Source organism: Bacillus sp. SG-1, assembly GCF_000181495.1.
Classification (GTDB): Bacteria; Bacillota; Bacilli; order Bacillales; family Bacillaceae_B; genus Rossellomorea.
On the sequence record NZ_ABCF01000001.1, the window covers coordinates 539,271 to 554,339 of the forward strand.

General features: G+C 38.2%; 11 protein-coding genes. 8 read left to right on the top strand and 3 right to left on the bottom strand.

From position 1 onward, the window contains the following. Positions 1 to 66: 66 nt before the first annotated feature. Complete coding sequence (locus BSG1_RS02840; RefSeq protein WP_006835313.1) at positions 67 to 1,086, bottom strand: SDR family oxidoreductase; 1,020 nt, start codon at positions 1,084 to 1,086, stop codon at positions 67 to 69. A 627-nt stretch (positions 1,087 to 1,713) separates the two neighbouring features. Here BSG1_RS02840 and BSG1_RS02845 point away from each other — a divergent pair. After that, positions 1,714 to 2,196, top strand: a complete 483-nt coding sequence (locus BSG1_RS02845) for a DUF4367 domain-containing protein (protein ID WP_006835314.1) — start codon at positions 1,714 to 1,716, stop codon at positions 2,194 to 2,196. A 488-nt stretch (positions 2,197 to 2,684) separates the two neighbouring features. Here the strand turns inward: BSG1_RS02845 and BSG1_RS02850 are convergent, their stop codons facing one another. Next, on the bottom strand, positions 2,685 to 3,026 hold the full coding sequence (locus BSG1_RS02850) for a hypothetical protein (protein WP_044022243.1): 342 nt from the start codon (positions 3,024 to 3,026) through the stop codon (positions 2,685 to 2,687). A gap of 346 nt (positions 3,027 to 3,372) precedes the next feature. Here BSG1_RS02850 and BSG1_RS02855 point away from each other — a divergent pair, with 346 nt between their 5' ends. From BSG1_RS02855 to BSG1_RS02890, 7 genes are all read left to right on the top strand, one after another. Next, positions 3,373 to 4,578 carry a Rho termination factor N-terminal domain-containing protein gene (locus BSG1_RS02855; protein WP_232214173.1) on the top strand — a complete coding sequence of 402 codons (1,206 nt, stop codon included), beginning with the start codon at positions 3,373 to 3,375 and terminating at the stop codon, positions 4,576 to 4,578. A 783-nt stretch (positions 4,579 to 5,361) separates the two neighbouring features. Beyond that, the gene (locus BSG1_RS02865) at positions 5,362 to 6,231 is read left to right on the top strand and encodes a DMT family transporter (protein ID WP_044022245.1); all 870 of its coding nucleotides are present in this window, start codon (positions 5,362 to 5,364) and stop codon (positions 6,229 to 6,231) included. Between the two features lie 215 nt (positions 6,232 to 6,446). Next, a complete protein-coding gene (locus BSG1_RS02870; RefSeq protein ID WP_044022339.1) occupies positions 6,447 to 7,067 on the top strand; it encodes a nucleotidyltransferase domain-containing protein in 621 nt (206 codons plus the stop codon). A gap of 345 nt (positions 7,068 to 7,412) precedes the next feature. Further along, on the top strand, positions 7,413 to 7,571 hold the full coding sequence (locus tag BSG1_RS21695; protein WP_442852151.1) for a DUF3953 domain-containing protein: 159 nt from the start codon (positions 7,413 to 7,415) through the stop codon (positions 7,569 to 7,571). A gap of 1,096 nt (positions 7,572 to 8,667) precedes the next feature. Further along, positions 8,668 to 9,465 carry a phosphotransferase gene (locus BSG1_RS02880; RefSeq protein ID WP_006835321.1) on the top strand — a complete coding sequence of 266 codons (798 nt, stop codon included), beginning with the start codon at positions 8,668 to 8,670 and terminating at the stop codon, positions 9,463 to 9,465. Positions 9,466 to 9,759: 294 nt separating this feature from the next. After that, positions 9,760 to 10,107 carry a hypothetical protein gene (locus BSG1_RS02885; RefSeq protein ID WP_006835322.1) on the top strand — a complete coding sequence of 116 codons (348 nt, stop codon included), beginning with the start codon at positions 9,760 to 9,762 and terminating at the stop codon, positions 10,105 to 10,107. 108 nt (positions 10,108 to 10,215) lie between these two features. Further along, positions 10,216 to 11,229, top strand: coding sequence for a DUF3231 family protein (locus BSG1_RS02890; RefSeq protein WP_044022246.1), 1,014 nt, complete (start codon positions 10,216 to 10,218; stop codon positions 11,227 to 11,229). 359 nt (positions 11,230 to 11,588) lie between these two features. On the opposite strand, the gene BSG1_RS02895 is transcribed toward BSG1_RS02890, so the two are convergent. Further along, positions 11,589 to 14,555: an EAL domain-containing protein gene (locus tag BSG1_RS02895; protein ID WP_006835324.1), complete on the bottom strand. Its 2,967-nt coding sequence runs from the start codon at positions 14,553 to 14,555 to the stop codon at positions 11,589 to 11,591. Between the last annotated feature and the right edge of the window lie 514 nt (positions 14,556 to 15,069).

The following is a 15,069-nucleotide window of genomic DNA, read 5'->3' on the forward strand; positions in this document are numbered from 1 at the left end:
TGGAACACTAGTAAGCCTCTTAAGATAGAAAGGGTTCTTAAGAGGCAGATAACCATATTAAATCCATTAAGAACTTGTTGATTGTCCTCCATCGACGTGCAATACTTGCCCATTGACATAGCGGGAGTCGTCTGAGGCAAGATACACAAAGGTAGGTGCGAGCTCAAATGGTTGTGCGGGCCTGCTCATGGGATTTGATGCACCGAAAGTCGCAACTCTGTCAGCGGTAAAACTGGACGGAATCAGCGGTGTCCAGATAGGACCGGGGGCAATCCCATTCACACGGATACCATCCTTGATCACATTCTTAGAAAGAGATCGGATAAACCCAACCTGAGCTCCTTTTGTTGCTGTGTAATCAATCATTTCAGGGTAGCCGGTATAGGTAACTATGGATGTTGTTTCAATAATTGAACTTCCTGGTTTCAAATATGGAAGGGCTGCCCGAGTTGTGTAAAAATGAGAATAAATATTTACTTTGAAGGTGTCATCGAACTGTTCGTCTGTTATATCGGTTAACTTTGGCTGCTGAAATTGAATACCAACATGATTACATAAGATATCAAGTCTTCCAAATGTCCTAATCGTTTCTTCGACAATGAATCTGCAATGATCTTTATTACGTAAGTCTCCTGGCAGCAATAGGCAATGTTGTCCTATCTGCTCAATTCGTGATTTTGTACGTTGTGCATCGTCATGTTCATTCAAATAGGCAATGGCCAGATGAGCCCCTTCCTTTGCAAAGGCAATGGCTGCTGCAGCCCCCATCCCACTATCGCCACCCGTTATAAGCGCCACTTTTCCTGAGAGTTTTCCACTTCCTTTATAATTCGGATCCTCAATGATTGGCCTTGGAACCATTAAACTTTCATGCCCAGGTTGGTAATATTGACGTTGCTCAGGTACCGTGATTGGGACATCCTGGTATTGTGTTATCTGTCCGTATCGAGGGTAAAGCGGATAGGGATCATTTACACGGTGGGTGTGAAAGAGGTGCTGCATATGCTGGATCTCCTTCAGCTGATGTGCTTCATCCTGCTGTATTTGAGGGTACCCGCCGTGATGTTGGAAATGGTAGTTGTTCATAAAGACCTCCTGTTGAATGACTAAGATTTGTTAATACAGTATTCGCCCATGAGCTGAATGTTCCTGACGTAATCAATATTCTGTCAGGCAGTGACGTCGACCAGTAAACCGAATATGCTGTATAAACTTTTCTTTTAAGAAGGAGGAACCATTGTGGTATTTTTCAGCCCTCGAGCCCACTACCTATTAAAAACAGAATCATCAAAAAAGGTGCAAATGCAATATGATGGTCATCAGTGGCCAGCACCTCAAATTAAGTCTAGACCTCCGTATTACACCAATCCCAGATATGAATTTAATTATTCGAAGATTTAGGAGCGTAACCTTTTCACAGTGAGATCCGGGATAAGTGTGGAAGGTTTTTGGCATTAGTAAGAGGCAATTCTTGAATTCTTCTAAGAGCTGGTTGTCGTCTAAAAATGATAGCCGGTTTTTTTGTTTTTGAGGGGGGACAAAGAGACAAGTGAACTGTTCCGTTTTTTGACTGGCTTATGTCTAATGGGATTTTGTCCCTCCGTCCCGATTACTTTGTTTTATTATTGCATTGGGTAATTGGGTGAAATTTTTAACTAAAAACTGAAACTTTCATCTTTATAAATCGTAAATTAATTAACTAGGAGGGATTCTTTGAAGAAATTATTCGTGTTAGTCGTGGTATTTTTATTAGCAGCATGTGGGGGAATCGGGGGTTCTAGCAATCTCGAAACCTTTGATAATTCAAAATTAAAAGAAGAACTTAAAGAAGGGGCATTTCAGCCTCGTTTGCCTACTAATACTCCGTTTAAAGTGACAGATACACAAGTGATTCATCCACCAAACCAGGACACTAGGCTGATGATTGATTTTATGAGTTACGGAGACAATGAAAAAATCAAAAATACAATGGGTCTAGTGGCTGTTAATGGAAAGAATGTTGAAAGCTCAATGTTGGAATTTGAAGAAGTAGAGATAGGAGAGATTACTGGGCAATATGCGGTAAACGGTGCGGAAGCTATGATACTGAAATGGAGTGAAGATGGTATTTCTTATTCCCTCACCTATTACGGTAAACAGTCAGAAAAGGAAGTAAAGAAAGAAGAATTGATTGATACAGCAGAGTCATTTGAATAATAGGAAGTTGAATAATGGAGTACGGGACTGGTGAACTGGCCCGTTTTTTGACTGGCTTACTTATAATAGGTAAAAGGGACCTGTCCCTAACTGATTTTCCGCGCAGTAATTATTCATACGCTAAAATTTAGAGATGTATGGCATGTTAGTGGAGTATTAAGGGAATGCGGGAAGTCACTAAGGAAAATATCAATCATAATATTATTATGTAAACAATATTAGAGCTGGATAAGCGATCGCATTTGTCGCTTTTCAGTTCTTTGAAGTTTGGGTAACACGAGAATTTAAAGTGGGGAAGGGGGTGGATCTTTGTCAGGAATTTTGTGGTGGAGTATGTGTAACATAATTGATTTTAATTTAGGCGGGCATACTTGTAATCACGAGAATAAGCTTGATAGCTGGCCAATGAGCTTTATCTAGAGTACGAGTTTTATAAGATAAAAGATGAGATATGGAGCTGATTATAAGAGATTCACTGCAGCATTTGTTCAGTATTCGACTCTTTTTTCTAATTGAAAAATACGCTTATCCATTTGAGTAAGTCTGCTGTTAATATAATCAGTTTCTAATTCAGTATTCTTTTTTGAGATTTTTAACATCCCAACTACATCCTCAGTTTGAGAAACTTCAATTCTGTTCACAGTACTCTCAATTTTTCTAACAGTTCCATCTACACTTTCTACTTTGTCTTTTACTCTATTTAAAGAACCTTCTAGATGTGCTACATTTCCTTCAACTTTTTTAAGTCGTTCATTCATTTCCACTAACAAGCCTTGTCCTTGCTTTAATTCTTTTAATTCTAGCATAATTTGTTTTAATGCTTGTTCCAATTTCAACACCTCCTTTTGAATCATTATACCACATGAATTCGGCGTGTTAGTATCAGTTTTTCTTACCTTCCGTTCGGTGAGTTTCTAATCTCAGGAGGGGGCCGACATTTACCTTTTCTGGTTTTTCAACAGTACTTCAATTGGTTGGATATTTTTTTCGCCACAATTTCATTGTTACTCCTATAAACTTTTCTCAATTTCATGTTACACTAGTTCAGGTTGTTCACGTAAATAAATATACCTATTAGGATAATACTTAGAGTATTATCCTTTAACATTTGGACGAAAAAGAGGGGGAGCCTTTCAGTGCAACCCTCGTTTTATTAGATATAGAGAAGGTGACATGATGAGTGACAAGAGTTTGGATTCAGCGATGCAAAATGTTTTATCAGGATTAAGCGATTTTAGAGACGAAGAGGAAGCGAAACAACATAAGAGGCTTTGGGGAGAAATAAGCGTCCCTTTAACCCTTCATGAAGGGTTAAGTAGTTACACCAAAACAGAGCTTGATGCTATCAGAAAAAAGATGGAGATCCCGAATGCCAGCAGTTTAAAGAAGGCAGAGCTTTTAAGTGTATTGGAAGAGTGGATTCCTTCACTTGGTAATCAATATCTTTTATGGGACAGCGAACGTTTTGGCTGGTTGACGAAGATCGCTAAAAACGATGGATATCTTCCTGCAAACAAGCTTGAGCCGGAGCAAGTGGAATATTTTCGTGCCACTGGATTGTTTTATTCGGGGACCTATGCAGGGAAGCAGATTTTGGCGGTGCCTGAAGAACTGATTGAACCTATCACAGAACTGGCAAACGATAAAGAGGTTCAGTTGACTGTGAAAAGGAATACTGAGTGGCTTAAATTGACGAGAGGTTTGTTGTATTATTATGGCACATTACCTCTTACAACATTAATAGACATGCTGGAAAAACACTTAGGGGAAACTTTGCGCCTTAAGACATACCTCCATGTCATCCATGAAGCTAACTTATATCGCGAGCGGGATATTCAAATAGATGAGGAAGGCTATTCTGACAGCAGGGTATTTTCCCCTAAAAGAGTTTTACAAGAGCATGAGTCCAGAATCAATGTGGAATTTTACCCTTTTACCAAACAGCAGCTTCTTACGGCAGGTGTACCGGATTTTGTTGAACGAAATGCGAGCTATAGTCAGTTTGTCAATTATCTTGAGAAAAATTTCAATATCGGTAAGGAAAAAGCTGACCAAATCGCAGAAGAATGTGTGTATGCTGCCAGGATCGGACACGGTCCAAACGATGTTATGCAGTTCTTGACCTATTCCGTTGAGTTTGACTCTTTAGAAACGATTCAATCGGTAATGGATCGAGTCGTCAAACTCATGAATAATACGCGGCAATGGTTCCTTAAGGGACATACATCTGTAGAATTAAGCAGTGTTGAGAAGAACCATTTACAGCATGTACGGTCTGCAGGAACTTCTCAAAGAATAGAAGTCGTGAAGGTCGGCCGGAATGAGCCTTGTCCTTGCGGCAGCGGGAAAAAGTATAAGAAGTGTTGTGGAAGATATGTTTAGATGAATAATTTGTAGGGGGTTCTTGTGCAATTGCCAGATTCGCCTACAATTTAACCCTATATATAAAAGAAGTAGATTTCTACTGAATGCTGACTTCATTAATAAGAGGAGTCAGCTTTTTTGTGTGTGGAAATGCCTTAATGGCTCGGCCAGAAAGTGACAAGCAACTAAACTAGTTTATAAAGTAAGGTAAAGCAGGTGTTAGGTGGTGGATAATTTCATTAAACATGAGGCACAGGAAAGTGGAAATATAGTAAATTACTGGTAGATACATATGTTGGGATTTGGTAAAATATAGGTGTGAAAAGGTAAAGGAGGATGGTATTTTGGTTAATGAGACAATGGCAGGACGAAAAAAAAGGGTAAGAAGGGCACGAAGAATTCAGTCGAAGTCAACTTATCTATCAGAGGATGCAAACCGGACGGCTCGACCCACATCCCGTTCCTCGTATGTCAAAGAATTGTTTAAAAGTAGTGAAAAAGCAGTAGATGACTTAATTGTCAGTAGAAGAGGAAGAGTGAATAGGTTGGGACAATAATCAACTCTTCAAAATACATACAGTACATTCTATACATAATAATATAATAAATCAGGGCAGATGAAGTTTTTCATCTGTCTTTTTTTGTGGATTTTGGTGATGTACGGCTTACTCTAGAACCTGATCCTCCATCAAATAGGTTTAGGCATGAGAAATTAAAGGAATTACGTTACTACCTTGATGTGTTGAGTTCGGAACGTAAAGGATAGTGTTTTCAGATTCATGCCAATGTAGGAGGGACACGATGAAATATGCAGGGATAGGCTTAGTTATACTAGCCGCTATATGCTGGGGGATTAGTGGGGGAATTGCCGATATTTTAATGAACAAGGGCTGGGATCCACTTGTCATTTCACTTTACCGGGGGGCTGTCGGATTTATATGTTTCTTCGTCTGGTTTCTTTTCCGATTTAGACAGAATTGGATGTTCTCTAATCGTTTATACATATGGTCTCTATTAGCGGGCGTTGGTGTTGCCGGTAATTTCACTTTTTATTTTCTGAGTATTAAAGCCTCAAGTGTGGCTGTGGCGGCTACTCTGATGTACACCGCACCAGTGTTCGTCCTATTAATCTCCTTTTTATTACGTATTGAACGCTCTACCTGGTTTAAATGGGGCTGCATTACAGGTGTGCTTTTCGGGATTATCCTCCTGACAGGTGCCTATAACACAGAATCCATTTCAGTAAGCTTTGCAGGGACGGCAGCCGGGCTTGGGGCAGGACTTTCTTATGCTTTATTCATTTTCGGTTTTAAAAAAGCCTCCTCAATAGGAAAACCGCAAACAGTGTTAACAATTGCTTTTTTTTCATTTTGTCTAATCCTCTTTCTTTTTGTGAATAAAGGAGAGGCAGCTGATGTGTTAACGTCCAGTGATATATGGTGGTTTTTACTTTTGGGATTGGTAGGTGCCGGCATTTCCTTTATATTGTATGTATTCGGCATTCGGAAAACTTCCGCGGCAACTGCCTCGATGGTCGCCATGGTAGAACCGGTGACAGCTTCCTTGTTTGGTGTTCTGCTACTGGGAAATCAGTTGACCGGCATTCAAGTTGTTGGGATGGCTGTAATCCTGATTACGATTACCGTGCTTAGTGTGAAGCAATCCGACTGAGAGGCTTAAAGAAATTGCCCGAAGAAATATAAAGTACAGCGTTTGATAGTCATGTGAAGAAGAGAACAAGAAACTTCTCTTCTTTTTACTTTCCTAAAGGTAGCGATTGGGTGGACAAAGGAGTTTTTATTCTCAGTAAGGAACTGAATTGGTTCATTATGGTAATATGTGGAGTGTATAGAATATTTGTAATTAAGAGTTTAGGAGGATTCATGGTGACTATTGAAGGTCTGATTCAACAAGTGAAAAAATATTTAATACAAAAGTATAACTGTCATACGATCATTCTTTATGGATCGTATATTTCTGGCGATTATACAGAAGAAAGCGATATAGATATCCTTTGTTTTTGGGATCACACAGAAGAGAAGAATGACGTGGAGATGTTCCAAGGCAAGCAATTGGATGTTTGGGTTTATAACAGCGACAAAATGAACCAACCCGGTGAATTTCTACGAGTCCATGGAGGCAGGATTTTATTAAATGAAAAAGGGGTCGCTGAGAAGTTTTTGTCAAAGGTTGAGGTTGTCTATAATGACGGCCCCGATAAACTTACTCAGGAAGAAAAGGACTTTTTAAAAGCATGGCTTCAGAAGATGTATTTAAGGTCGGAGAAAGGTGATCTTGAAGGGAATTATCGCTTTCATTGGATGCTGAAAGACTGCCTGGAACTCTACTTCGAGATGAAGGGCTTATGGTTTCTAGGTCCTAAAAAAGCGTTCAAGTGGTTGCAGGTGAACGATCCATCCGCTTACAATCTTTTTAGGAATGCTTTAGATAGAGGGGCAAACCACGAAGAAGCCAAGAAATTGATTCAATACATGCAAGAGATCTAGATGACCGTCGATTCAGCAAATATTTTTAAGAGGTGGCATTGCACGATTTATAGCAAATTTTTTTTTGTAAAATCTGCACACAGATTTGTGTATTTGGAACATGGGTATTTCTCGAAGCAACATGTAAGTGGATTTTAGTTAATTGTACAAATGTTCATGGGATTTTATGTTAATATAATGCTGTAGAATTAATTCATGCTAGGGTTGGAGGGTAAGACACTGACTAAAGAGAGGCAAGAAAAAGCACCATACTTAAGAAAGCTTCGGATATACTTCTCAGTTGTTGTAGTCGTTTTGTCAGTTTATATCTTATTGACTAAGGACTTTCACCTAATGACTTACAATATGTTTCTGTTAAGTGTTTTCTTATTGATAATGGGAATCTATGAATTAAAGAATGAAAGAAAACTATATGGATATATGAATGTAGCTGCATCATTGTTCGGATTCTTTGTTTCATTTCAAGCATACATTTTAAATAATGTTATGTTTTTTTTTAGATAAAAGCTACATTACTAAAAAATACGATGGTTGCGAGTTTTAAGGAGCGAGGAGGGAGAAGGGTAAAGTTTTTAGAGATATTCAACTATATCCTTGCTATCATTGGGTTAGGTCTTGCATTTGTTCACTTCAGATGCCCTTATTCATCATCCTTTTCATTCAATTATTGATGTATTCACTAATGGGAATTGAACAATTTAAGATCAAGCGCTTCAAAAGCGGGTGTTTTTACATTGTGGCAGCTATTATTATATCTATAGCGTTTATTAATGACATTTTTACATATTTGTATTGATAAACGTTCAAATTCCTGACACTTGTTAAAATAAAGCGGACTATAATAGGGGATGTTAATTTGTTAAAAATAAGCAGACAAGTTATAGCAGTATTCATAATTATCTTTTCACTCTACGGGCTGCTAACTGATCGAAGCGAACTTCTTCCATTTTTGCAGTTGCTTTTCGGTCTAACTATGTTAATTTATTGTATTGAATCTTTCGTAATCGATAGAAAAAGATTCTGGGGCATTCTATTTTTGGGCTGCTCTGTCATATCTTTTGCCACATTTTTCAATAGTTCAGTATTCCATTAGTGTTGGAGTTAGGTTAAATCAGAAAATACATATGAAATGAACTTTTCACAAAGAAGGAGTGAAAAAGATGGCAGGTATTCTAACAGTAATTGGTGATATTTTTAGTGCAATCGCTACTGCACTCATGGGCAAGAAAAATAAATAATATTAGTTTGAAGACTTCGATTGGCTTCAGAAGGTTATTGGGCAAAACCATTTAAGTAATTGGATATTTCTTGTTTGTTTACTAAAATTTGTTAATGTAGGTTGTAGAGATGTAAAGAAAGGGGAATCTATATTTCACATGGAATACCTTGAAATGATGCTTTAATAGGATAGAGACACACAGCGGTTCTTCAACTGGAAGGATACGCATATTTGTCAATCTGAAATCATTCAAGGGATACATGATTGGACATTCGAATTCCCATTACCCAGCGGATACCTTTGTATATCTGCTTTTTTTATAGGGGAAAAATTACATCTCTATTGAGCCCAACATCGAGTCCCTAAATTGGGGGAGTTTACATGAAAAATCCGTACGAAAATGAAGAAAAGCTAACAGGTGGGAATGTTTCAAACGTGTATCGTTCGGGTGATACTGTTCGGAGAGAATTAAAGCCTGATAGTATTAAAATTCAAACATTATTGAAACAATTGGAGAACAAAGGCTTTGATCGTACACCGAAGTTCATGGGAGTGGATGAAAAAGACAGAGAGGTTTTATCATTTATCGAAGGAGAAGCTGGTAATTATCCTTTGAAAAAATACATGTGGTCGGATGTTGCTTTAAAAGAAATAGCGAAGATGCTCCGTCAGTACCATGATGCGGTGAGTGACTTCCCTATAACTGAAGAGTGGAAACCACTCGACAATACTCCAAATAGCAGAGAAGTTGTCTGTCACAATGATTTTGCCATTTACAATATTATTTTTCATTATGAAAAACCTGTAGGGATAATTGATTTTGACCTTGCTGCTCCAGGGCCGAGACTTTGGGATATAGCTTATACTCTTTACACTTGCGTCCCTTTAAGCAGGCTCTATCATACCGAAACAGGTGAAGCGGTATATTATGATCCCGCACAAGATGCCATCCGTAAAAAGCAACGAGTTCAGATGTTTTTTGAAGCTTACGGAATGGACTGCTTGGAAAATGATTATTTGGATATTGTATTGCTGCGATTAGAAGGATTATGCAAAACAATGAAACGAAAAGCAGGTGAAGGAGACATTGCTTTTCAAAGAATGATAGATGAAGGACATTATGAACACTACCAAAAAGAAATTGAATTCATTCGTCAACACGGAAAAGAGTGGGTTTAAGGGTTTCGCTAAATTTATGATGGCTTATCCAGAATAGGGTAAGTTCTTTTTCTTGAGAAAGCTATTCCAACATGACCCCTTAAAGTGCAGATTTGAAGCTTTATAATTGAAAACATGGCATATTCTCGTGCTATTTCAGTAGTGTCCAAACGGATGTACACTTTTATCTGTTCAGTATAAGGTATTTGGATACTTGTTAAGCCACATGAAAAAACTTAATTTACCTAAAGCAGCATCAATACCGTCGCAGCCCATTATATATAATAAAAAGGTTACACGAGAGGTGAGTCCAAATTGAACTTCAACTTGCAAAAAGCTAAGCTCCTCACAGTGAACCTGCAAGGGTTTATTGATTTGGTTTCCCGAATTCATGATCAACAGTCAAACATTGTGGTGAATCAGGACATTTTGTACCGGCTGAAGCTGCTTGTCGAGGAATTCAGGCTGCAACTCTTAGCGGATGAGTTAAAGCGGTTGACGAAGTTTGATGGGGAAGAGAGACAAACGTTGTTGAATACCGAGAAAGTGAATGAAAAAATAATCATCATTGACGACTTCATTCAACAGAATTATGATGATTTGTTTATTTTTTCCGGAAGGGTGCATAGCATTCGTTCGATTATTAGTATGTTAAAAAAGTAGGAAAAGCATGCTATCCCCTAATATTTTTTGTGCTTTATCCGTATAATGTCCTCCATTCGCAAAATAATAAAATTATATATCTTTACTAATTGTAGAGTGGGGTAATGAATGGATAAAAATCAAGTTAGTCTAACTGCAGCAGAAATAGGTTCTTTATGGTCTTCTTATATGTACGATAGTATGTCTTTTCAGTTCATTCGGTTTATGAAAGAAAAAGTTCAAAATAAAAAGATTAAACCAGCGATAGAGAAAGCTTACGAAATTGCTTCCAGCCATCTCATAGAATACGAAAAGATGTATAGCCAGGAAAACCTTCCGCTTCCTTATGGCTTTAGTGACAAAGATGTGGAGCTGAATGCGCCTGATTTATTTACGGATACTTTCAAATTGACGTTAACTCTACATATGGCAAGGGTAGGCATGGTCACACATTCTGGTACCTTATCTCTTGCAGCCAGAAAAGATGTACGGCTTCTTTTCGGGAAATGCCTGAGACAGGTGGAGGAATTATACCAGTTGTCCTCGGACATAGCTCTAGATATGGGAGTATTTTTAAGGAGTCCATACATTCCGTATCCGAAACAAGCAAAGTTTGTGAATAATAAAAACTATATGAGCGGTTTAAATCCCTTATTATCACCCCGAATCCTTAATGCTCTAGAAATTACTCATTTAAGCATGAATATTGAAACCAATCAAATTGGCTTTATGCTGACTTCTGCTTTCATGCAGACAGCTCAATCGACAGAAGTGAAAAAATATATGCAAAAGGGAAATGAGATTTCCAAGAGTCACCTTGACAAATTCTCTGATGTGTTGCTGAAAGATGATATCCAGGCACCGATATCTGCTGATCATGCTATCACAGACAGCACGACCTCCGTCTTTTCAGAAAAGTTAATGATGTTCCAAATGGGCTTGTTGACCACTGCTGGTTTGGGCAACTACGCAACTGCTGCATCTCTAAGCCAAAGGTCAGACTTAATCCTTATGTATGAACGGCTGTCAGCGCAGATTGGCCTATTTGCTAAAGAAGGAGCAAAAATCATGATCCAAAATAAATGGATGGAAGAACCACCGGGGGCTCCTGACCGGCATCAGCTTGGTGAGCAAAAGAAGTGAGTTGAATAGGGGTCAAGGTAGAGAGCAATTTAAATTCATATATTTTCAAAAAAGAGCATCCTCGTAATCATTAGTGGGTGCTTTTTTTTAATGCTTTTCACTGGAAGTCTTGTGTCATAACCGCCAGGAAAATTAGATTAGGTCCAATTCTCGATAGCAAGTTAAAATTTTGGATTATTAACTCGACGAATAGTCCGTATTTACCAAAATCATTTGAAATCTTGGATCATTCTTGCTAAGAATATTAGCTGTTTAACAAAAAAAGGGTTCAATAATCCCGGGACAAGGAACCTGTCCCTCCGTCCGGAACAAAAAAAGTGGACCATAATCCTAAGGGATGGTCCACTTTTTTCAAAGAATCACAGCTGAGTTTTGATTGTATTTTTAAGATAATTCATCTTATCATCCTTGATGAATCGTGTATTAGGAAGGTGGGATGTTATCTGTAATGCCTTTTGCAGCTTGTTTGTTAAGCCTGTTATAAGGGATTGTTCGGCTTTTGAAGCATTGAATTGAATGCCGTATTGAATAAAACCCTCCTTCAGCTCTTCCTTCCACACAACATGTCCAAAGAATGGTTTCCTGTCACCCAGGATTTCAGTTTCAAATTCTAAAATAATATCCGGGTTCAACGGCAAATTGATGTGCGAGATGAACCGAAGACCTCCTGGACCGATATTTTCAATTAAGATCTCGGTTTTTCCTAATTTGATGAATCTATCCTTTATTTTGACAATGGTCATATTTCCGCTCAGAGGAAGAGGGAGGTCCACACGGAAAGTTTGACGACGATTGGCTACCGGTTGACTTTCATCGTTATCTTGAGGTTTAAGAACAGGGTTTCGAAAAAGTTCTTCAAGGTCTTCAGGTAGTATTGGCTTACTGTACAAGTATCCTTGTATCTGATCACAATCTTGTTTTTGTAAGAAAGATTGTTGTGCTCGCGTTTCGACACCTTCCGCAATAACTGTCATATCGAATTCATGTGCCATATTGATTATGGCTTTTGTTATGGTAGGTTTACCTTTTAAAATGTCATCGACAAAGCTTTTATCGATTTTAACTGTATCCAATTTAAACTTCTTAAGATAGAGCAGGGAAGAGTAACCTGTACCAAAGTCATCTAATGATATCTTGACTCCCAGCTGCTTCAGCTTTTCAATTCCTGCACTAAAGGATTCCTCATTTTTAATTAATGCTTGTTCTGTAATTTCCAACTCTATCAGCCTAGGGTCAACATTGGAATTATTGATGATATAAATCAGTTCCTCTTGCCATTCGTTCTTTATAAATATCTTTGGTGATACATTGATAGATATGGGAACCAAGGGAAGATTACGATCCGTCCAGTTTTTGATTTGTGTACAGATGGTTTGAAATGTCCAACTTGTCACTTTGAATATTAGATCATTCTCTTCTGCAAGGGGGATAAATTCAGCAGGGGAAACTTGTCCCCATTCCGGATGTTCCCAGCGAATCAGGGCCTCAGCACCTACCAATTTTTCAGTTTGGGCATCCACTTTCGGCTGGTAGTGGAAATAAAGTTCTTTATTTTTAACCGCTCTTCGTAAGTCATTTTCTAAGCTATATAATTTATAGGCTTCGATATTCATAGAAGAGTTGTAAATTTGATAATTGTTCTTACCCATTTCCTTGGCGCGATATAGAGCTTTATCCGCTTTTTGTAATATAGTTTGAGCATCATGCCCGTCTTGTGGATAGGCTGCCACTCCTACACTTGCCGTAACGAACAACTCGTATCCGTGAATTTTATAGGGTACTTCCAAAGCGGCAACGATTTTTTTTGCAATGGTTGTTGACTGTTCAAGTGAATGCATCTTGTCTATGAGTACTGAAAACTCGTCTCCGCCGATGCGCGCCACAAAATCATTTTGCGGGACACAATCTAATAATCTAGTTGAGATCTCAACTAATAATTTGTCGCCTATGGCATGACCTAAGGTATCGTTTACGCGCTTGAATCCATCCATATCGATATACATAACGCCAAACTCCTGATTGGCCATCTTTGATTGTTCGATGAATTTTTGTAGTTCCTGTTCAAACTTTCTCCGATTAGGGAGGTCCGTTAAATAATCATGATGTGCGATATAGTTCACTTTTTCTTCTGCTTCTTTTTGTTCGGTTATGTCTGAAAGGATTCCTTCTATCCTTACTAAATCCCCTTTTGTATTGAAGGTTGTAATGAGTTCATCCTGGACCCACTTAGTATTCCCATTTTTATGAACGATACGGTATTGTTGTTTAGGCACCTTGCCTGTGTGAAGTGCCTCCTTTCTTTGTTCAAAAAGATGCAGGTCCTCACAGTAAATAAGGTCTTCCCATTGTAGAAGTCCTTGTTTAAAATCTTCGGCAGAGTAGCCGCAAATTGTTTCAAACCCTTTGGATACAAAAATATACTGATTTTTTTTGACATCCATTGACCAGATACCTACATCAAGGCTGTTGGATATTTTCAGAACTTGTCTTTCTGTTTCTGCTAATTTATCTTCTATTATCTTTTGTTCAGTAATGTCATAAGTAGTTCCGATGTATTTAACCGGTTTTTGGTTATCATCAAGGATGACTTCACCAAAATGGGCGAGGATACGTTCGGCACCATCAGAGCGGATAATTCGGTTCTGACAATGGAAATTCCTTTTTTCATTAAGGGCACTCACAAATTCATTAAGGAATATATCCTTATCTTCTGGATGGGCGGTTTCCAGCAGCATTTGGAAGGTTGGGGTTATTCCATAAGGCATACCTAGCATCTCATATGATTTATACGACAGGGAACACTCATCATTTGCGATGTCATACTCCCATGTCCCTATATCAGCTAATTGTTGTGCCGTATTTAAGCGGATCTCTAAACTTTCCGCATGTTCTTTTTGAATCGCTAATGCTGAAATATCTGTGATGACTCCGGAAATAATAAAATCACCTTTGCCAAATTTGGTAGGGGTGAGCTTCACGTGGGATTCAAATGTATTTCCCTCTTTATTTATAAATTGGGTAGTAAAAGATTGTTCACGTCCGTTTAGAATCGGGTAAAAATATTCCGACCAATCAACATTTTGTTGCTTTGGATTTAACTTGTTTAATAGGTTGTTTCCGTACTTTATGGCCTCATTCCCAAAAAGAGAAAGGACAGCATCATTGTATACGATGATTTGTCCTGTATTATCTAAAATAAATATCGGTTCTGGATAATTTTTAAAGGAAAGTTCATAAAAATCTTTTAACGACTTTTCCATTGCATCAATCTTGCCCTCATTTAATAGCTTTTTCTGCTTTTGGATGATGGCTGTTAGTTTTTTCATTAAGACATTTACAACACCTTTCAGACTTCATAATATGTCTTTTATAGTTAGGCATAGCAATAAGGCAATCAGTACTATAATGCATATTTATGAACGAATCTAGCTTAGATCTGTATAAATAACACCGTTTCATTCTAGTTGGAAGTTTTCCAGTTGTCACGGATTTTGACTTAGGTGGAAGTTACTGAAATAGGTATGACACAATGTGGGATGGAAATATATTTACAATTTTAACACAGGTACTTAGTGAGGTTTAAGCGAAAAAAATTGGAAGATAAGGGAGGGCGGAGTATTAGTATAATGAATTGAGGTACCTTAATCTTACTGCCTTTGGTAGTGGGATTTTTTTAGGAACAGAGTAAGGATTCATCGCCTCAAATATTATGGCTGGTCGGACAAGGGTCGAGTCGGTCGTGGTAAGGTGGTGGGTTAAACGTTCCCTTACAACCTTGGATTCTTGGTGAAGGGGTACGATTATCGGTTAAACATACCCCTTCAGGCCTGTTTTGCCAAG

Bases quoted from the DNA above. Each gene is read 5' to 3' on its own strand.
- BSG1_RS02840 (WP_006835313.1), bottom strand. From the start codon at position 1,086: ATGAACAACTACCATTTCCAACATCACGGCGGGTACCCTCAAATACAG.
- BSG1_RS21695 (WP_442852151.1), top strand. From the start codon at position 7,413: ATGTTTCTGTTAAGTGTTTTCTTATTGATAATGGGAATCTATGAATTA.
- BSG1_RS02880 (WP_006835321.1), top strand. From the start codon at position 8,668: ATGAAAAATCCGTACGAAAATGAAGAAAAGCTAACAGGTGGGAATGTT.
- BSG1_RS02865 (WP_044022245.1), top strand. From the start codon at position 5,362: ATGAAATATGCAGGGATAGGCTTAGTTATACTAGCCGCTATATGCTGG.
- BSG1_RS02895 (WP_006835324.1), bottom strand. From the start codon at position 14,555: ATGAAAAAACTAACAGCCATCATCCAAAAGCAGAAAAAGCTATTAAAT.
- BSG1_RS02855 (WP_232214173.1), top strand. From the start codon at position 3,373: ATGAGTGACAAGAGTTTGGATTCAGCGATGCAAAATGTTTTATCAGGA.
- BSG1_RS02890 (WP_044022246.1), top strand. From the start codon at position 10,216: ATGGATAAAAATCAAGTTAGTCTAACTGCAGCAGAAATAGGTTCTTTA.